The sequence below is a fragment of the Streptomyces sp. NBC_00328 genome, from assembly GCF_036139655.1.
Classification (GTDB): Bacteria; Actinomycetota; Actinomycetes; order Streptomycetales; family Streptomycetaceae; genus Streptomyces.
The window spans coordinates 5,582,072-5,601,713 of record NZ_CP108013.1; the positions used below are offsets into that span (position 1 = coordinate 5,582,072).

Sequence of the window (19,642 nt, forward strand, 5' to 3'; positions counted from 1 at the left end):
TCACCCGGCCGAGGGCGGGAGCAACCCGATGGCCTCGTACGCCGAGTCCACCGTCGGTCGCGCGATCTCCCTGGCCCGCCGCGCACCGTCCCGCAGGACCCCCTCCACGTAGGCGGGATCCGTGCACAACTCCTTGTGCCTCTCCTGCACGGGCCTGAGGAGCTCGACCACGGCGTCGGCGGTGTCCTTCTTCAGAGCCCCGTACGAGGCGTACCCACCGCTCAGGGTTTCGGGGTCGCCGCCCTCGCACGCCGCGAGGATCTCCAGCAGATTCGAGACCCCGGGCCGCGTCTCCGGGTCGTACGCGACGTCCTGCCCGCTGTCCGTCACCGCGCGCATGATCTTCTTCCGTACGGCGTCCGGCTCATCGAGCAGATAGACGACGCCCGGTCCGACATCGTCACTCTTGCCCATCTTCGACGTCGGCTCCTGAAGATTCATGACCCGTGCCGCGACCTCCGGCCGGGTCGCCCGGGGTACCACGAACGTGTGCCCGTACCGCTGGTTGAACCGCACGGCCAGATCCCGGGTCAGTTCGACATGCTGCGACTGGTCGTCCCCGACCGGCACCTCATCGCTCCCGTACGCCAGGATGTCGGCTGCCATCAGCACGGGATACGTCAGCAGGGACAGCCGCACGCTCCCCCCGCGCTTCCGCTCCAGCGCGGCCTTCTCCTTGTACTGGATCATCCGACGCATCTCGCCGTCGGTCGCGACGCACTCCAGCACGTACGACAGCCGAGCGTGCTCGTCCACATGACTCTGTACGAATACGGTGCACAGCTCTGGATCGAGTCCCGAGGCCAGCAACAAGGTCGCCGCCTGCCTGCTGAGCCTGCGGACCCGCCCCGGATCGTGGTCCACGGTCAGCGCGTGCAGATCGACGATGCAGAACAGGGCCTCGGCCCGGTGCTGGTCGACCTCGGCCCAGCGGCGTACGGCGCCCAGATAGTTCCCCAGCGTCAGATGCCCGGTCGGCTTGACCCCACTGAAGATCCGCGTCATCACTCAACCTCCTGGTCGAGGCCGCCGCGTTCGCCGGCCGGCGCCCCAGGAGGGACACAAAAACGGCCGCCGAGGCGGCGGCCGTTGGGTACATACGTGTGTACGGCCGCCGTCAGGCGGCCCACCACTGCTGGGTGCACGTACGCGTAGTCATGGACGCAGAGTACGCCTCGGAGGGTCCCTCCGGACCGCAGTTGACACGACCCGGGCCCGTCCGTAGTGTTCTCCGAGTTGTCCGACGTGAGCGTCGACTCCGGTCGGTCCCCGGACAGCCATTCCGCACCACCATTCAACGATCGACGACTCGTCGTCGGCTCGTTTTCATGCGTGTTTGCGAAATGAGGATTCCGCGTTCGAAAGGGCGCCACCCCGATTAGCTCGGGAGCCAGGAATCCGCTAATGTCTCACTCGTCGGAACGGCCCAACGGCCGCGAGGACAAGCCCCGCTGACTGGGGGTCAGGCCCGAAAGGTTCTGATAGAGTCGGACTCGCCGGAAAGGGAAACGCGCAAGCGGAAACCTGGAAAGCGCCGAGGAAATCGGATACGGAAACGGTCTGATAGAGTCGGAAACGCAAGACCGAAGGGAAGCGCCCGGAGGAAAGCCCGAGAGGGTGAGTACAAAGGAAGCGTCCGTTCCTTGAGAACTCAACAGCGTGCCAAAAATCAACGCCAGATTTGTTGATACCCCGTCTCCGGCCGTTCGGTCGGGACGAGGTTCCTTTGAAAAAGTCCTGCCGGGCATTGTTCCGGCAGGCGCATCAGCGAGGACGCTGTGAACCGGGGGATTATTCCTCCCCTTGGTTCCGCTCTCGTGATGTCGTCCCGATTACGGGAAAACATTCACGGAGAGTTTGATCCTGGCTCAGGACGAACGCTGGCGGCGTGCTTAACACATGCAAGTCGAACGATGAAGCCTTTCGGGGTGGATTAGTGGCGAACGGGTGAGTAACACGTGGGCAATCTGCCCTTCACTCTGGGACAAGCCCTGGAAACGGGGTCTAATACCGGATAACACTCCTGCCCGCATGGGTGGGGGTTAAAAGCTCCGGCGGTGAAGGATGAGCCCGCGGCCTATCAGCTTGTTGGTGAGGTAGTGGCTCACCAAGGCGACGACGGGTAGCCGGCCTGAGAGGGCGACCGGCCACACTGGGACTGAGACACGGCCCAGACTCCTACGGGAGGCAGCAGTGGGGAATATTGCACAATGGGCGAAAGCCTGATGCAGCGACGCCGCGTGAGGGATGACGGCCTTCGGGTTGTAAACCTCTTTCAGCAGGGAAGAAGCGAGAGTGACGGTACCTGCAGAAGAAGCGCCGGCTAACTACGTGCCAGCAGCCGCGGTAATACGTAGGGCGCAAGCGTTGTCCGGAATTATTGGGCGTAAAGAGCTCGTAGGCGGCTTGTCACGTCGGGTGTGAAAGCCCGGGGCTTAACCCCGGGTCTGCATTCGATACGGGCTAGCTAGAGTGTGGTAGGGGAGATCGGAATTCCTGGTGTAGCGGTGAAATGCGCAGATATCAGGAGGAACACCGGTGGCGAAGGCGGATCTCTGGGCCATTACTGACGCTGAGGAGCGAAAGCGTGGGGAGCGAACAGGATTAGATACCCTGGTAGTCCACGCCGTAAACGGTGGGAACTAGGTGTTGGCGACATTCCACGTCGTCGGTGCCGCAGCTAACGCATTAAGTTCCCCGCCTGGGGAGTACGGCCGCAAGGCTAAAACTCAAAGGAATTGACGGGGGCCCGCACAAGCAGCGGAGCATGTGGCTTAATTCGACGCAACGCGAAGAACCTTACCAAGGCTTGACATACACCGGAAAGCATTAGAGATAGTGCCCCCCTTGTGGTCGGTGTACAGGTGGTGCATGGCTGTCGTCAGCTCGTGTCGTGAGATGTTGGGTTAAGTCCCGCAACGAGCGCAACCCTTGTTCTGTGTTGCCAGCATGCCCTTCGGGGTGATGGGGACTCACAGGAGACTGCCGGGGTCAACTCGGAGGAAGGTGGGGACGACGTCAAGTCATCATGCCCCTTATGTCTTGGGCTGCACACGTGCTACAATGGCAGGTACAAAGAGCTGCGAAGCCGTGAGGCGGAGCGAATCTCAAAAAGCCTGTCTCAGTTCGGATTGGGGTCTGCAACTCGACCCCATGAAGTCGGAGTTGCTAGTAATCGCAGATCAGCATTGCTGCGGTGAATACGTTCCCGGGCCTTGTACACACCGCCCGTCACGTCACGAAAGTCGGTAACACCCGAAGCCGGTGGCCCAACCCCTTGTGGGAGGGAGCTGTCGAAGGTGGGACTGGCGATTGGGACGAAGTCGTAACAAGGTAGCCGTACCGGAAGGTGCGGCTGGATCACCTCCTTTCTAAGGAGCACTTCTTACTCGGTCCGCCGAGTCAGAGGCCAGTACATCGGCGAATGTTCGATGCTGGTTGCTCATGGGTGGAACGTTGATTATTCGGCACTCTCAGTCATCTCGGGCTGCAAGTACTGCTCTTCGGAGCGTGGAAAGCTGATCATGAGTGGCGAGGGTGTCGGGCACGCTGTTGGGTGTCTGAAGGTACGGCCCGTGTGGCTGCCTTCAGTGCCGGCCCCAGTGCACTCGAACTACTGGTTCGGGGTGATGGGTGGTTGGTCGTTGTTTGAGAACTGCACAGTGGACGCGAGCATCTGTGGCCAAGTTTTTAAGGGCGCACGGTGGATGCCTTGGCACCAGGAACCGATGAAGGACGTGGGAGGCCACGATAGTCCCCGGGGAGCCGTCAACCAGGCTTTGATCCGGGGGTTTCCGAATGGGGAAACCCGGCAGTCGTCATGGGCTGTCACCCATACCTGAACACATAGGGTATGTGGAGGGAACGCGGGGAAGTGAAACATCTCAGTACCCGCAGGAAGAGAAAACAACCGTGATTCCGGGAGTAGTGGCGAGCGAAACCGGATGAGGCCAAACCTCAAGCGTGTGAGACCCGGCAGGGGTTGCGCTTGGGGGGTTGTGGGATCTCTCTTTCACAGTCTGCCGGCTGTGAGACGAGTCAGAAACCGTTGATGTAGGCGAAGGACATGCGAAAGGTCCGGCGTAGAGGGTAAGACCCCCGTAGTCGAAACATCAACGGCTCGTTTGAGAGACACCCAAGTAGCACGGGGCCCGAGAAATCCCGTGTGAATCTGGCGGGACCACCCGCTAAGCCTAAATATTCCCTGGTGACCGATAGCGGATAGTACCGTGAGGGAATGGTGAAAAGTACCGCGGGAGCGGAGTGAAATAGTACCTGAAACCGTGTGCCTACAAGCCGTGGGAGCGTCGCGCATTGAGTTTACTCAATGCGTCGTGACTGCGTGCCTTTTGAAGAATGAGCCTGCGAGTTTGCGGTGCGTTGCGAGGTTAACCCGTGTGGGGAAGCCGTAGCGAAAGCGAGTCCGAATAGGGCGATTCAGTAGCGCGCTCAAGACCCGAAGCGGAGTGATCTAGCCATGGGCAGGTTGAAGCGGCTGTAAGAGGTCGTGGAGGACCGAACCCACCAGGGTTGAAAACCTGGGGGATGACCTGTGGTTAGGGGTGAAAGGCCAATCAAACTCCGTGATAGCTGGTTCTCCCCGAAATGCATTTAGGTGCAGCGTCGTGTGTTTCTTGCCGGAGGTAGAGCACTGGATAGGCGATGGGCCCTACCGGGTTACTGACCTTAGCCAAACTCCGAATGCCGGTAAGTGAGAGCGCGGCAGTGAGACTGTGGGGGATAAGCTCCATGGTCGAGAGGGAAACAGCCCAGAGCATCGACTAAGGCCCCTAAGCGTACGCTAAGTGGGAAAGGATGTGGAGTCGCACAGACAACCAGGAGGTTGGCTTAGAAGCAGCCACCCTTGAAAGAGTGCGTAATAGCTCACTGGTCTAGTGATTCCGCGCCGACAATGTAGCGGGGCTCAAGCGTACCGCCGAAGTCGTGTCATTGCAGCGTATAGCCCCAACGGGTGTTGTGATGGGTAGGGGAGCGTCGTGTGCCGGGTGAAGCCGCGCCGGAAGGCAGTGGTGGACGGTTCACGAGTGAGAATGCAGGCATGAGTAGCGATACACACGTGAGAAACGTGTGCGCCGATTGACTAAGGGTTCCTGGGTCAAGCTGATCTGCCCAGGGTAAGTCGGGACCTAAGGCGAGGCCGACAGGCGTAGTCGATGGATAACCGGTTGATATTCCGGTACCCGCTGTGAAGCGTCAAACATCGAACCAGGCGATGCTAAGTCCGTGAAGCCGCCCCGGAGCCTTCGGGCAAAGGGGAGTGGTGGAGCCGACGGACCAGACCTGTAGTAGGTGAGTGATGGGGTGACGCAGGAAGGTAGTCCATCCCGGGCGGTGGTTGTCCCGGGGTAAGGGTGTAGGCCGTGTGATAGGCAAATCCGTCACACATTAAGGCTGAGACCTGATGCCGAGCCGATTGTGGTGAAGTGGATGATCCTATGCTGTCGAGAAAAGCCTCTAGCGAGTTTCATGGCGGCCCGTACCCTAAACCGACTCAGGTGGTCAGGTAGAGAATACCGAGGCGTTCGGGTGAACTATGGTTAAGGAACTCGGCAAAATGCCCCCGTAACTTCGGGAGAAGGGGGCCATCACTGGTGATCCGATTTACTCGGTGAGCTGGGGGTGGCCGCAGAGACCAGCGAGAAGCGACTGTTTACTAAAAACACAGGTCCGTGCGAAGCCGTAAGGCGATGTATACGGACTGACGCCTGCCCGGTGCTGGAACGTTAAGGGGACCGGTTAGTCACAATTCGTTGTGGCGAAGCTGAGAACTTAAGCGCCAGTAAACGGCGGTGGTAACTATAACCATCCTAAGGTAGCGAAATTCCTTGTCGGGTAAGTTCCGACCTGCACGAATGGCGTAACGACTTCTCGACTGTCTCAACCATAGGCCCGGTGAAATTGCACTACGAGTAAAGATGCTCGTTTCGCGCAGCAGGACGGAAAGACCCCGGGACCTTTACTACAGTTTGATATTGGTGTTCGGTTCGGCTTGTGTAGGATAGCTGGGAGACTGTGAAGCTTGGACGCCAGTTCAGGTGGAGTCGTCGTTGAAATACCAGTCTGGTCGTGCTGGATGTCTAACCTGGGTCCGTGATCCGGATCAGGGACAGTGTCTGATGGGTAGTTTAACTGGGGCGGTTGCCTCCTAAAGAGTAACGGAGGCGCCCAAAGGTTCCCTCAGCCTGGTTGGCAATCAGGTGTTGAGTGTAAGTGCACAAGGGAGCTTGACTGTGAGACCGACGGGTCGAGCAGGGACGAAAGTCGGGACTAGTGATCCGGCGGTGGCTTGTGGAAGCGCCGTCGCTCAACGGATAAAAGGTACCCCGGGGATAACAGGCTGATCTTCCCCAAGAGTCCATATCGACGGGATGGTTTGGCACCTCGATGTCGGCTCGTCGCATCCTGGGGCTGGAGTCGGTCCCAAGGGTTGGGCTGTTCGCCCATTAAAGCGGTACGCGAGCTGGGTTTAGAACGTCGTGAGACAGTTCGGTCCCTATCCGCTGTGCGCGTAGGAATATTGAGAAGGGCTGTCCCTAGTACGAGAGGACCGGGACGGACGAACCTCTGGTGTGCCAGTTGTCCTGCCAAGGGCATGGCTGGTTGGCTACGTTCGGGAGGGATAACCGCTGAAAGCATCTAAGCGGGAAGCCTGCTTCGAGATGAGTATTCCCACCCCTTGAGGGGTTAAGGCTCCCAGTAGACGACTGGGTTGATAGGCCAGATCTGGAAGCCCGGCAACGGGTGGAGGTGACTGGTACTAATAGGCCGAGGGCTTGTCCTCAGTTGCTCGCGTCCACTGTGTTGGTTCTGAAACCACGAACAACCCCACGTTTGTCACAGAGCGTGGTGCGGTTGACAGTTTCATAGTGTTTCGGTGGTCATAGCGTGAGGGAAACGCCCGGTTACATTCCGAACCCGGAAGCTAAGCCTCACAGCGCCGATGGTACTGCAGGGGGGACCCTGTGGGAGAGTAGGACGCCGCCGAACAAATTTTGAAGAAAACCCCCGGACCGGGGATACCGGTCCGGGGGTTTTCTGCGTTCAGGGGGCTTCTGCGTTTAGGGTCTTTGCCATGCGCTATGACCTGATCATTTTCGACAATGACGGTGTCCTCGTGGACAGCGAACCGATCTCCAATACCCACTTGGCCGCCTACCTCACCGAGCTGGGGCACCCCACCACGTACGAGGACTCCCTGCGTGACTACATGGGATCCGCGATGCACCGCATCCACGACCTGGTCCTGGAGCGCACCGGGCGGCGGCTGCCGGACGACTTCGACGACGTGTTCCACGCCCGCGTCTTCGCCGCCTTCGAGCGGGAGCTGAAGCCCGTTCCCGGAGCCGGCCAGGTGCTGGAGAAGCTGGCCGCGGACGGCGTGCCGTACTGCGTGGCCTCCTCCGGGAGCCATGAGCGGATCCGGGTCGGGCACCGGACGACAGGGCTCGACCGATGGTTCGACGAGGGACGGGTCTTCAGCTCCCAGGACGTCGGGCGGGGCAAGCCGGCCCCCGATCTGTTTCTCCATGCCGCCGAGTGCATGGGCGTACGGCCCGAGAAGTGCGCTGTCGTCGAGGACAGCCCCCTGGGCGTACAGGCGGCCAACGCGGCGGGGATGGACGTGTACGGGTTCACCGCCATGACACCGGCCGACAGACTGACCGGCGCCACTCAACTCTTCTCCGACATGGGGGAGTTGGCTGACCTGCTGGTATGACGGCACCCATCGTCGGGCGCTGACATTTGTCATGCCGAGCTCCGGACGATCGTTTCTGTCGGCGGGTGGGGTCCGACCGCGAAGCTGAGTACATCGAAACGGGACGTACACAGTGACGACGGAGGGACCCGATCATGAGCATCACCGCCACCGAGATCAGCACCGGAGAGACCACCCGCGCTGCCCTGGCGGAAACGGCCACCACCCCGGAGACCGCCGGTGCCCGGCCGAGCTTCCTGCCGCTGATCGTGGACGTGGCGGTGCCGGTCGGGTCGTACTACCTGCTCAGGAACGGGTTCGGGATGAGCACGATGGCGGCCCTCGGCTGGAGCAGCGTCGTGCCGGCCGTGCGGACCGTGTGGAGCGTGGTGAAGGAGCGCAAGGCCAACGCCCTGGCCGGGCTGATCCTCTTCGTCAACGTGGTCGGGCTCGCGCTCAGCCTGGTCGCCGGTGACCCGCGGCTGATGCTGGCGAAGGACAGCGGGGTCAGCAGCGCGATCGGGATCGGTGTCCTGGTGTCCGTGAGGCTCGGGCGGCCGATGATGACGCAGGGCATGAAGCCGTTCCTCGTGAAGGGCGACGCGGCGCGGGCCGCGGCCTGGGACCGGCTGACGGCCGGCTCCGAGCCGTTCCGGAAGGCGGAGCGGACGTTCTCGCTGGTGTGGGGCACGGTCCTGCTCGGTGAGTGCGTCGCGCGGGTCGTGGGTGCCTACACGCTGCCGATCGACACGATGGTCTGGCTCGGCACGGTCGTCATGATCGCCTCGATGGTCCTGGCCTTCCTGCTCAGCGGGCGCTTCGCGGTCGTCCCGATGGAGAAGATGCTGGAGCGCGAGCTCGCCGCCGGGGCCGGGACGCACCGCTGAACAGCCCCGCGCCGAGGGCCCGGACGGGTCCGTGACGAAGACCTCGACAGTCCCTCCCCGAAGAGCTGAGCAAAATTCACCTTCGGCTTGATCTACCCACCGGTAAGCCGGGGCTCTACGCTCGCCGCCATGACAGATGTGCTGCGGCGCGGTAGGGCCTCTTTGGCGTTCAGCTTTTTCGCTCAGGGTGCCGCCTTCGCGCTGCTCGTGACGCGTATCCCGGCCATCCAGGACCGCTACGGGATCTCCGACGCGCTGCTGCCGGCGTTCCTGGCGGCCGTCCCGGTCCTCGCCGGGCTGGGCAGCGTCGCCACCGAGCATCTGGTCAAGCGCATACGCCCCAGCCGCGTCCTGCGGTGGTCGCAGCCGGTCGTGCTGCTGGCCCTGCTGGGTGTCGGTGCCGGTGACCAGCTCGTCGAGGTGGCGGTCGCCCTCGGCGCCTTCGGTCTGGCGGTCGGCGGTCTCGACGCCTCGATGAACATGCTCGGCGTGAGTCTCCAGCGGTCGTACGGGCGCAGCATCATGCTCGGTTTCCATGCCACGTACAGCCTGGGCGGGATCGTGGGCGCCTCGCTCGCGTGGGCCGGGGCGCACTGGCATCAGTCGCTCTTCGTGTCGTATCTGCCGGTCGTGCTGATGCTGCTGCCGCTCGCCCTGGTGGGGAGCCGGTGGTACGTCGACGCGGGCGCGGGCGCGGACACGGAGGGGAAGGAGGATGCGGTGGCCGGCGCGGGTGCCGGTCCGCTCGTCTTCCGGCTGCTGCTGCCGCTGTGTCTGGTGATGACGTTCGCCTACATCGGGGACTCGACCGTCTCCAACTGGAGCGCGAAGTACCTCAAGGACGTGCTGGGCAGTTCGGAGCAGACGGCGACCGTTCCGTACAACGTCTACATGGTGATGACGCTGGTGGGGCGTGCTGTCGGGGACTTCGGGGTGCGGCGGTTCGGGGCGGTGGCGGTGGTGCGGCTGGGTGCCGTGGTCGCCGCGCTCGGGTTCGGGGTGGTGGCCCTCGCGCCGGGTGCCGGGGTGGGCATGCTGGGGTTCACGCTGCTGGGGCTCGGGCTGTGTGTGATCGTGCCGCAGACCTTCGCGGCCGCAGGGCGGCTCTTCCCGGGGGCGTCGGACACGGCGATCGCGCGGCTGAACATCTTCAATTACGTGGGGTTCCTGATCGGTTCTCCGTTGGTGGGCGCGCTGGGCGACGCCTGGAACTACCGCGGAGCCATGCTCGTGCCGATGGTGCTGGTCCTCGCGACCTTGGGGTATGCCCGCTCGTTCGAACCTCAACCGGACCGATACGGTGAGATGCATGAGCGGCCGCGCACAGCTGATGTGGGACGAGGCAGTAACGGGGTATGACTTCGGTCCGGAGCATCCGATGGATCCGGTCCGGCTCCGTCTGACCAAGGGGCTCGTCGACGCCTTCGGGCTCGACCGGGCCGTCGAGGTCGTCGCGGCGAAGCCCGCCGGGGATTCGACCCTGCGGCTGGTGCATCGCGAGGACTATGTGGCGGCGGTCAGGTCCGCGTCCGCCGACCCCGTTTCCGCCGACGCGTCGTACGGCCTCGGGACCATGGACGATCCCGCGTTCACCGGGATGCACGAGGTGTCCGCGATGATCGCCGGGCAGTCCGTGGGCGCCGCGGAGGCCGTGTGGCGCGGGGAGGCGCTGCACGCGGTGAACTTCGCGGGCGGGCTGCACCACGCGATGCCCGGCGCCGCCTCCGGGTTCTGCATCTACAACGACGCCGCTCTCGCCATCGCCCGCCTTCTGGAGCTGGGTGCCGAGCGGGTGGCGTACATCGATGTCGACGTGCACCACGGTGACGGTGTCCAGGCGGCCTTCTGGGAGGATCCGCGGGTTCTGACGATCTCGCTGCACGAGCACCCGCGGACGCTGTTCCCGCAGACCGGGTGGCCCGAGGAGACCGGGGCGGGCAGTGCGGAGGGTACGGCCGTCAATGTCGCGCTGCCGGCGGGTACCGGGGACGCGGGCTGGCTGCGGGCGTTCCACGCCGTGGTGCCGGAGCTGATCGCCGACTTCCGGCCGCAGGTGCTGGTCACCCAGCACGGCGCGGACACCCACTTCGAGGACCCGCTCGCGCACCTGGCCGTCTCGCTCGACGCGCAGCGGGCCGTGCAGGTCGCCTGTCACGACCTGGCGCACACGTACGCCGACGGACGCTGGGTCGCGCTGGGGGGTGGCGGATACGCGGTCGTGGAGGTGGTGCCGCGCTCGTGGACGCATCTGGTGGCCGTGGCGGCGGGCCGTCCCGTCGAGCCCGAGACGGTGATCCCGGAGAGCTGGCGGCAGCAGGTCTTCGCCCGCACCCGGCAGTTGGCGCCGATGCGGATGACGGACGGACGGTGGCCGGTGTCCTGGAAGGACTGGGAGTCGGGGTACGACCCGGCGGACCGTCTCGACCAGGCGGTCGTGGCGACACGCAAGGCCGTGTTCCCGCTGCGGGGGATGCTTCCTTAGGACCTGTCCGGCCGGGGGTCCCCGCCGGCCGGGGTCTCCGTGTCGGGCCGGTACCGTCCCTTCGCCGCCATCATGGGTGGACCTTTAGGCCAACTGTGGGGCATATGGCCCATGTCGCGCATCCGGCACCGGCGGATGCGCCAGCATCGTGACGTGTTGAGCACCGGCGCTTTGCGTGCCCATCTTCTGGCCGCCCGGCTCGCCGGGCCCGTGGCCACCTCGCGCGAGGAGAGCCTGCGCAGCTACCGGCTCTTCGCCGCCCGCGACCCCCGTCTGATGCTTGGACTTGATCCTGAATGGACGTGGTGTCAGCGGGATTTGATCGAGTTGATGGCCGACAAATGCGGAGTTTCGGCTGATCCATTACATACTTCGGGGCATGATGTGATCGACCCGGAGCGGACGCTGGCGGCCCTCGACGCCTTCGCGGAACGGCTCGGCGAAGCGGCCCGGCGTCGTCACCCTGTGCTTCTCGGTACGGGTCACCCGCACCGCCTGATCGATTTCTACGCCGCACTCGCGGACGCCCTGTCAGCGGCGGGGTGTGCCGTCCTCACCCCCGCGCAGGGTAGCTCTATCGACATAACGACCCGGTTCGGTCTACGCACGTACAGCCTCGACTACGTACAGGGCGTCGCGCTGGTGCGCGAACCCGAGGGGGGAGCCGCCGGTCGTGCGACCGGCGCACACACCCATTCACCCCTCCCGGTCCGGACGGTTCTGGCGGCCGCCGCGGCGGGCGGAGGGCCCCTCCCGGAGCTGGTCATCGGGGACCACGGATGGGTCTGCGGGGCAGGTCAGCTGGGGTTCGAGGCCATCGGCCTGGCCGATACGGACGATCCCGCGCTGTTCGTCGGAGAGGCAGAGGGGCGGGTGTCCGTCGCCGTTCCCCTAGATGACGCTGTGCGGTCTGATTACTACCGACCGCTTACTCGCTATGTACTCAATCGAGCGTGTCTGTCACAGTAGGCGGCCGATGGCATCTCCTCTTCCCCACTCGCATCACCCGCCCCTACATTGGGGAGTGAGTGCGCAACGACGAAGAGTCACCGGAAGGGGAAGCCGGTGGCCGTCGAGTGCGGAAGGTTCAGGTGTGACATGGCTGCAGGCGAGAGGCCTCTGAACGAGGTCCAGTTCCTTACCGTGGCGGAAGTCGCCTCGGTGATGCGAGTGTCGAAGATGACCGTGTACCGCTTGGTGCACAGCGGTCATCTGCCGGCGATCCGGGTGGGGAGGTCCTTCCGGGTGCCGGAGCAAGCGGTTCACGAGTACCTCCGCGAGAGCTACGTGGGGGTGGAGACGGCCTGACGGCGTTCCGGGAGACCGTTCGCGATCTCCCGGAAACACCTCGATTACTACCTCGGCTCTCGGGCGGGTAGGCTGGCCCCTCATAGGTCGTGTGGGCCCATGCAGCCCAGCACCGAGTAAAGAGAAGTGAGCGAGGGTAGTCGTGGGCTCTGTTATCAAGAAGCGGCGCAAGCGGATGGCGAAGAAGAAGCACCGCAAGCTGCTCAAGCGCACTCGCGTTCAGCGTCGCAACAAGAAGTAAGCGACGCCGCGGAAACGCGTACTGTGGCCTCTCACCAGCAGGTGGGGGGCCACAGGCGTATCCGGCCGGGGAAAGCGGCTCAAGGGCCGGAGAAGGGTCGGTGAAGGCCGCGCGGCGGCCGGCTGAGGCTTCTGTGCGGCGGCCGGGTACTCCCGGCGCGGCGGTGGCCCGGGAAGAGGAACCCCGAAAAACCGCTCGACCGTCGAACATCTTCGGCCATGTGCGCCATGTCCGTCTGTGGGCCGAATGGCTGGGTCTGGTCACAGGCTCATGGCTGTCGTCACTTCGTGCATCGGGCGGTCATCACAGCGCAACATCAACCCGCTAAGTTGGCCGCACACGGGGAACTCGGCAGGTACGAGCGGAGCTACGTCCAGTTCTGGAAGGAAGGCGCTGATCTTGGGGAAGGTCGTGCTCGTGACCGGGGTGGCCCGGCGGCTCGGGGGCCGGTTCGTACGACAGATCCAGCGTGACCCGCAGGTGGACCGGGTGATCGCCGTGGACGCGGTGCCTCCCGAGCACCACATCGGTGGCGCCGACTTCGTGCAGGCCGACATCCGCCAGCCCACCATCGCCCGGCTGCTCGCCGAGTACTCCGTCGACACGGTCGTCCACATGGACGTGACGGGCACGGCGCTGGGCTCCGGCAGCCGGACCACGGTCAAGGAGACCAACGTCATCGGCACCATGCAGCTCCTCGGTGCCTGCCAGAAGTCCCCGACGGTCAAGCGGCTCGTCGTGAAGTCCAGCACGAACGTCTACGGCTCGGCGCCGCGCGACCCCGCCGTCTTCACCGAGACCACCTCGCCCAAGTCACTGCCCAGCGGCGGCTTCGCGAAGGACACGGTCGAGGTCGAGGGCTACGTACGCGGCTTCGCGCGCCGCAGGCCCGATGTCGCCGTGTGCGTGCTGCGGTTCGCCAACATCCTCGGCCCGAGCGCGGATTCGCCGCTCGCCTCGTACTTCTCGCTGCCGGTGCTGCCGACGGTGTTCGGCTACGACCCGCGGCTCCAGTTCGTCCACGAGAGCGACGTCATCGAGGTGCTGCGGCTCGCCGCGCACGACCCGCGGCGGGGCACGCTCAACAGCGGCACGTTCAACATCGCCGGGGACGGCGTCCTGCTGCTCTCGCAGTGCGCGCGGCGGCTTGGCCGGCCCACGGTCCCGCTCCTGCTGCCGGCCCTCAGCTGGGTCGGTACGGCCGTGCGTACCCTGGGGGTGACGGACTTCTCGCCCGAGCAGCTGCGGCTGCTCACGCACGGCAGGGTGGTCGCGACGGTCCAGATGCGCGAAACCCTGGGCTACCAGCCGAAGTACACGACGGCGGAGGCCTTCGCGGACTTCGCCCAGAGCAGGGGTCCTGGCCTCCTGCCCCCGGAGGCCCTTGCGGGGGCCGTGGACAAGATCGCCGCGCTGCCTGCTCTGGGCGGCGGCCACCGCCCGACGCAGAGCGCCAACTGAGGAGCGCATCAACGATGGCGGACGCCAAGGTCATTCCGTTCGACGACGACCGCTCGCGCGGGGCTGCGGCGCAGCGCCCGGCGAGGCGCCGGGCCGCGGGAGGCCGGCGCAAGGGTGAGCCCGTGGTCGTGCGCGAGGTCCAGCCCATGCCCGGGCGGACCCTTCCGCAGGATGATGTTCCCGTGACGCAGGAGGAACAGCCCCGGCAGCCCCAGCAGCCCCAGCAGGGCGGTACGAGCCTGGAGCAGCGCATCGCGGGAGGCCTGTCCTTCCTGCGCCGCAGGCTCACCGGCGACTACGAGATCGACGAGTTCGGGTACGACCAGGAGCTGACCGACCAGGTCCTGATGTCACTGATCCGGCCGGTGTACGAGAAGTACTTCCGCGTCGAGGTGAAGGGCATCGAGAACATCCCGTCCGACGGTGGCGCCCTGATCGTCGCCAACCACTCGGGCACGCTTCCGCTGGACGGCCTGATGATGCAGGTCGCCGTCCACGACAACCACCCCGCGAACCGTCATCTGCGTCTGCTCGCCGCCGACCTGGTGTTCATGCTGCCGGTCGTCAACGAGCTGGCCCGCAAGGCCGGTCACACCCTGGCCTGCGCGGAGGACGCCGAGCGGCTGCTGGAGCGCGGTGAACTGGTCGGTGTGATGCCGGAGGGCTTCAAGGGCATCGGTAAGCCGTTCAGCGAGCGCTACAAGCTCCAGCGGTTCGGCCGGGGCGGCTTCGTCTCGACGGCGCTGCGCGCCGGCACCCCGATCATTCCGTGCTCGATCGTCGGGGCGGAGGAGATCTACCCGATGATCGGCAACGCGAAGACCCTCGCGCGGCTGCTGGGATTCCCGTACTTCCCGATCACGCCGACCTTCCCGTGGCTGGGCCCGCTCGGCGCGGTCCCGCTGCCCACCAAGTGGACGATCCAGTTCGGCGAGCCGATCCGCACGGACGGATATCCGCCGGAGGCGGCGGACGATCCGATGCTGATGTTCAACCTGACCGACCAGGTCAGGGAGCAGATCCAGCACACCCTGTACAAGCTGCTGGTCCAGCGCAGGTCCGTGTTCTTCTGATCATGCAGTTACGATTCTGTTGATCATGTACTGATATGCCGGTACGTCGATGGGGGCGCCCTCCCCGAGGAGGGCGCCCCCATCGACGTACCGCGGTGGCGGCCCGGTCAGTCGCTGTCCTGCGTGTCGATGCCGAGGCCCGGCAGGAGGCCGGGGAGCAGCGGCGGCAGGGTGACATCGGGTTCGCTCGTCGTGCTGCTCTTGCTGCTGCCGGACGACGGGGAGGTGCTGGTGTCGTCCGGCGGCGGGTCGAGCAGACCGCCGGTGCTTCCGCCGAGCAGGCCTTCGCCGCTGCTGCCCGAACTGGACGGCTTGGGCTTGCCGCTGCTGTGGCTCTCGCCCGTCGATCCGCTGCTGGCGCTGGGTGCCGGAGTCTCCGTACCCGGCGAGGCGGTGGACTCCTCGCTCTTGCCCCGGTGACGGCCGGTGCCCTCGGGGGCGGGCGTCTTGGGCAGCAGCGAGCGCAGCGGGTCGACCTCGTCGTCTATGGCCTCGAAGACCGACGAGACCTGGTCACTGACGTCACCGAGCTGCACGGGCAGTCGGTCGCGCAGTGTGCCCCAGGCCTCGCGGTGCGACTGGGAGAACGCGGACAGGGTCTGGATGGGGCCCAGTGAGCCGTCCCGTTCGTACGCCTCGTGCAGCAGCCGGTGCCCCTCGGAGGCGTCGTGCTGCATGCCGGACAGAGCGCGGCGGATATCGCCCAGGGACTCGTGGTCGAGTTGTCCCGAACGGCCCCGCTCCATCAGCCGACGGGCCTCGCTCAGGCGGTTCGCGGCCTGGTCGAGGTAGAGCTCGCCCCGGTCGCTGTCGCCGTCGGCCAGATCCAGCTTGATGTCTTCCATGCCGCGTTTGAGCCCGTAGAGCGAGTCACCGGGCAGGGCGTCGGAGCTCGCGGCGGCCACACCGCCGAAGGCTCCGGCGGCCACACCGACGGTGAGCCCGCCCGCGGCCAGTCCTTTGGACAACCGGGACCGGGGCCGCAGCTTCCCCAGTCCGGTCGCCCGGTGCGAGCCCTTGGCCCTATGGGACCGCTGTTCGGGCAGGCCACGGCCCGGACCCTCGCCTCCGGCGGCGGTGCCTTCCTGCAGCATGGCCTCCATCGCGGCGACGAGCTGAGCTCGCTGCACGATCTTGACCTCCGGGTCCAGCTCCGGTTGGGGCAGCTCGCCGAGACCGGTGGCGAGGGCCAACAGCAGCCCTTGCCCGGTCTGTTCCGCAGCAGCCCGGGACGGTGCCGACCCATCGGGCTGCTCGGCCGCCGTGCCCTGGTCGATCTCCTCCAGGGCCTGGGCGAAGGCGTTCGCCCGCCGGTGCGTTGATACGTTCGCGATCACTGGCGGCACCTCCTCTCGTCATGACGGTCGACTCCCCAGGGGGTCCTGAGGGTTGCACCCCCTGGCCGTGTCCACACGATCGGGTGATCGGCGACGGCCAAGGCGTGACCACAGGGAGCCTGTATCCCGCACAACGAGCGTCACGGCACTTGGGTTACGGACGACGGATGTGCGGACCGCGAAGTCAACAGACTTTTACAGAAGGTGAGTTGGACGTCGCTGAGCGTGCGGGGCCACTGTGGTCGAAAGCGGGCTCAGCGGACGTCTTCGGGCAGGAGCCGGGCCAGTGTGCGGACGGCCCGGTACTGGAGGGTCTTGATGGCGCCCTCGTTCTTGCCCATCACCCGGGCGGTCTCGGCGACCGAGAGCCCCTGGAGGAAGCGGAGTGTCACGCACTCCTGCTGCTGAGGGTTGAGCCGCTTCACGGCGTCGAGCAGTGCGGCGTTCGACAGGGACTCCAGGACGGAGTCCTCGGGGGAACGCTCGACCTCGTTGGCGTCGAGCATCTCGCCGGTGGTCACTTCCAGCCGGAAGCGGCTGGACTTGAAATGGTCGGCCACCAGGTTCCGGGCGATGGTCACGAGCCAGGCGCCGAAGTCACGCCCCTGCCAGGTGAAGGTGCCGATCCGTCGCAGCGCCCGCAGAAAGGTCTCACTGGTGAGGTCCTCGGCGGTCGCCTTACCTCCAACCCGGTAGTAGATGTAGCGGTACACGGTGTCGCTGTACTGGTCGTAGAGCCGTCCGAAGGCGTCGGCCTCGCCGGCCTGGGCGCGCTCCACGAGATCCATCATCCGGGCGCTGTCACTGTCCGCGGCCGGACGGCGTGCGGTGGTGGCCGAGCCTGAGCGGCCCCGCCTGCCGACCGCCGCGTTGCCGTCGGCCAGGGCATAGCAAGGTCCGACGGGCGCGGGGAGGGCGAAGGCGGGGACGGCGTACGCGGTGGGGACGAAGCCGCGCAGACGGTCCAGGACCGTTGCGCGCAGCGTAGCCAGGCCCGAGGCGTCAACCCCGACGTGTGAGTACACGGGACTCCCAGAGGCAGAGCTTCCATCACGTGCAGTGCGGGACCTTTCACCCGTCGTGGCGACGGAAGGGCACCGGTTTGCGTCTGAGGAGAATAACGCTTCGTACAGGCAGCACTACACCCAGTTGCTAAAATCATCGATTACGACGGTTTTGGCACGGATCGATGCCTGTTCAAGTGCCGATCGGTGACCGCTTGTTGATCGCATCGGTTCGTGTTCCGTCTGAGTGCAGGGCGTGTTGTGCCCGCCTGTGGAACACGCGACTGAGTAGCCCACTGCGTGGGTATGACGATGTGATTGCCCTCGCGGCCGACGGCCCCACCCCAGGTCCGGACAGGTTTTCGCCCCCTCCGCCCCTACCCGTCCCGTACCCGGGGCTCCGCCCCGGACCCCGCTCCTCAAACGCCGGAGGGGCTGAATCTTGCCCCCGCAGCCAAAAAACGGCCCGGACGGACTGGATCTCGCACCCGCAGCCGGGATCCGGCGGAAGGGGCCGTGCCGGTATATCGATGCCCGTCGCCACCGACGGCCACGCCTCATCCGACGGCGACGGGCTGATGCACCGGCGCGGCCCCGACCCACCCACCGGCCGGGGCCGCGCCCGCAAACGCCAGAGGCGAGCTACCGACGGCGCCGGTGCAGCGCGATCGCGGCGGCCGTGCCGCCGGCCACCGCGCCGACCCCGGCCGCGGCGGGAATCCCGACCTTCGCGGCCTTGCGCGCGGTGCGGTAGTCCCGCAGCCGCCAGTCGAAGTCCCGCGCGTGCTTGCGCAGTTTCGAGTCCGGGTTGATCGCGTACGGGTGTCCGACCAGCGAGAGCATCGGAATGTCGTTGTGCGAGTCGCTGTAGGCCGCGCAGCGGGACAGGTCCAGGTCCTCCGCGGACGCCAGCGCCCGTACGGCCTCCGCCTTCGCCGGACCGTGCAGGGGCTCGCCGACCAGCTTGCCCGTATAGATCCCGTCCACCGATTCCGCGACCGTGCCCAGCGCACCCGTGAGGCCGAGCCGCCGTGCGATCACCGTGGCGATCTCCACCGGCGCCGCCGTGACGAGCCACACCTTCTGTCCTGCGTCCAGGTGCGCCTGGGCGAGCGCGCGGGTACCGGGCCAGATCCGCTCGGCCATGTACTCGTCGTAGATCTCCTCGCCGATCGACATCAGCTCGGAGACCCGGTGGCCCTTCACGATCGACAGCGCGGAGTCACGCGCTTCCTGCATGTGCTCGGGGTCCTCGACACCGGCCAGCCTGAACCACGCCTGCTGCCAGGCGAACTTCGCGAGGTCGCGGGTCTCGAAGAACTTCCGCTTGTACAGCCCGCGTCCGAAGTGGAAGAGGGCAGCACCTTGCATCACGGTGTTGTCGAGATCGAAGAACGCGGCGGCCTTGTCGTCGCCGAGCACCGGGAAGTCGGGTTCCTCCACGGCGTCCGGTGGTGCCAGTTCTTCCAGTTCCTGCAGTTCCTGCGAGGACTTGCGCGCTGCCTCCGCAGAGGCCTCGCCTGCCAACACGCTCCGCGCGGTTGCGGAGCGCCTACGGGGAGTGAGCCATCCGAGAGCGGCCATGTCGTGAGCATAGCCAGTCTGTTCGGCGCTTCCGGAGTCGACAGGATTCGGTGCTGTGAACTCTCCGAGGCCGTGCCGTTAAACGAGCGGTCCGGCGCGCCGCCGGCCGGTGCGCCGGACTCGTGCGCGGGTCCGCCGCCGCGCGAGGCGCCGGGCGTGTCCGCCGGGCGTCCGGGGCGGGAGAATGGCACGCATGAGCCCCATGTTCCGGCGCAGTGACCGCCGTACGGAGACGAAGGCGCCCGCGGAGCACCTGGTCACGCTGATCAGGAAGCCCGGGTGTCATCTGTGTGATGACGCACAGGAAGTGATCGAGAAGGTGTGTTCCGATCTCGGGGTCCCCTGGGAGGGGAAGGACATCACCGAGGACGAGGAGCTGCACCGCCGGTACTGGGAGCAGATCCCGGTCGTGCTGGTGGACGGCGCGCAGCACACCTTCTGGCGCGTGAACGAGGAACGCCTTCGCAAAGCCCTGACGCGGTGAGCCGTGAGCGGGGAGGCCGGGGGTGCCCGTGATGTATCCCGACTTGTGACCTGCCCGAGCAGCC

The 19,642-nt window shown here is 65.7% G+C and carries 14 protein-coding genes and 3 rRNA genes; 13 read left to right on the plus strand and 4 right to left on the minus strand.

Going from position 1 to position 19,642, the window contains the following annotated elements:
* Complete coding sequence (trpS, locus tag OG485_RS24470; protein ID WP_328670710.1) at positions 1 to 1,005, minus strand: tryptophan--tRNA ligase; 1,005 nt, start codon at positions 1,003 to 1,005, stop codon at positions 1 to 3.
* A gap of 840 nt (positions 1,006 to 1,845) precedes the next feature.
* Between trpS and OG485_RS24475 the strand changes: the two genes are divergently transcribed.
* From OG485_RS24475 to OG485_RS24530, 12 genes are all read left to right on the plus strand, one after another.
* A 16S ribosomal RNA gene (locus OG485_RS24475) occupies positions 1,846 to 3,371 on the plus strand.
* 309 nt (positions 3,372 to 3,680) lie between these two features.
* Positions 3,681 to 6,802: ribosomal RNA gene (locus tag OG485_RS24480) — 23S ribosomal RNA — on the plus strand.
* 89 nt (positions 6,803 to 6,891) lie between these two features.
* A 5S ribosomal RNA gene (gene rrf, locus OG485_RS24485) occupies positions 6,892 to 7,008 on the plus strand.
* Together the 16S, 23S and 5S rRNA genes form the textbook arrangement of a ribosomal RNA operon.
* 85 nt (positions 7,009 to 7,093) lie before the next feature.
* Positions 7,094 to 7,738 carry an HAD family hydrolase gene (locus tag OG485_RS24490; RefSeq protein WP_328670711.1) on the plus strand — a complete coding sequence of 215 codons (645 nt, stop codon included), beginning with the start codon at positions 7,094 to 7,096 and terminating at the stop codon, positions 7,736 to 7,738.
* Between the two features lie 134 nt (positions 7,739 to 7,872).
* A complete protein-coding gene (locus OG485_RS24495) occupies positions 7,873 to 8,604 on the plus strand; it encodes a VC0807 family protein (RefSeq protein ID WP_328670712.1) in 732 nt (243 codons plus the stop codon).
* A gap of 129 nt (positions 8,605 to 8,733) precedes the next feature.
* Positions 8,734 to 9,963, plus strand: a complete 1,230-nt coding sequence (locus tag OG485_RS24500; protein WP_328670713.1) for an MFS transporter — start codon at positions 8,734 to 8,736, stop codon at positions 9,961 to 9,963.
* Positions 9,914 to 11,086 (plus strand): acetoin utilization protein AcuC, encoded by a 1,173-nt coding sequence (locus OG485_RS24505; protein WP_328670714.1) that lies wholly within the window; start codon positions 9,914 to 9,916, stop codon positions 11,084 to 11,086. Before OG485_RS24500 ends, OG485_RS24505 begins: the two co-directional genes overlap by 50 nt.
* A 153-nt stretch (positions 11,087 to 11,239) precedes the next feature.
* Positions 11,240 to 12,055: a phosphatase gene (locus OG485_RS24510; protein ID WP_328674611.1), complete on the plus strand. Its 816-nt coding sequence runs from the start codon at positions 11,240 to 11,242 to the stop codon at positions 12,053 to 12,055.
* A gap of 129 nt (positions 12,056 to 12,184) precedes the next feature.
* Positions 12,185 to 12,394: a helix-turn-helix domain-containing protein gene (locus OG485_RS24515; RefSeq protein ID WP_093781815.1), complete on the plus strand. Its 210-nt coding sequence runs from the start codon at positions 12,185 to 12,187 to the stop codon at positions 12,392 to 12,394.
* Between the two features lie 142 nt (positions 12,395 to 12,536).
* Positions 12,537 to 12,635, plus strand: a complete 99-nt coding sequence (locus tag OG485_RS24520; RefSeq protein ID WP_003948845.1) for a 30S ribosomal protein bS22 — start codon at positions 12,537 to 12,539, stop codon at positions 12,633 to 12,635.
* Positions 12,636 to 13,034: 399 nt separating this feature from the next.
* Positions 13,035 to 14,096, plus strand: a complete 1,062-nt coding sequence (locus tag OG485_RS24525; protein ID WP_328670715.1) for an NAD-dependent epimerase/dehydratase family protein — start codon at positions 13,035 to 13,037, stop codon at positions 14,094 to 14,096.
* Positions 14,097 to 14,110: 14 nt separating this feature from the next.
* Positions 14,111 to 15,169 carry a lysophospholipid acyltransferase family protein gene (locus OG485_RS24530; protein ID WP_328670716.1) on the plus strand — a complete coding sequence of 353 codons (1,059 nt, stop codon included), beginning with the start codon at positions 14,111 to 14,113 and terminating at the stop codon, positions 15,167 to 15,169.
* Between the two features lie 107 nt (positions 15,170 to 15,276).
* On the opposite strand, the gene OG485_RS24535 is transcribed toward OG485_RS24530, so the two are convergent.
* The 3 genes from OG485_RS24535 to OG485_RS24545 form a co-directional block, all read right to left on the minus strand.
* On the minus strand, positions 15,277 to 16,506 hold the full coding sequence (locus OG485_RS24535; RefSeq protein WP_328670717.1) for a DUF5667 domain-containing protein: 1,230 nt from the start codon (positions 16,504 to 16,506) through the stop codon (positions 15,277 to 15,279).
* A gap of 254 nt (positions 16,507 to 16,760) precedes the next feature.
* Positions 16,761 to 17,531 carry an ECF subfamily RNA polymerase sigma factor, BldN family gene (locus tag OG485_RS24540; protein WP_326786275.1) on the minus strand — a complete coding sequence of 257 codons (771 nt, stop codon included), beginning with the start codon at positions 17,529 to 17,531 and terminating at the stop codon, positions 16,761 to 16,763.
* 621 nt (positions 17,532 to 18,152) lie between these two features.
* Entirely contained in the window at positions 18,153 to 19,094 is a 942-nt protein-coding gene (locus tag OG485_RS24545; protein WP_326786274.1) for an HAD family hydrolase, read from the minus strand.
* 184 nt (positions 19,095 to 19,278) lie between these two features.
* Here OG485_RS24545 and OG485_RS24550 point away from each other — a divergent pair, with 184 nt between their 5' ends.
* On the plus strand, positions 19,279 to 19,578 hold the full coding sequence (locus tag OG485_RS24550) for a glutaredoxin family protein (protein ID WP_328449656.1): 300 nt from the start codon (positions 19,279 to 19,281) through the stop codon (positions 19,576 to 19,578).
* Positions 19,579 to 19,642 lie beyond the last annotated feature (64 nt).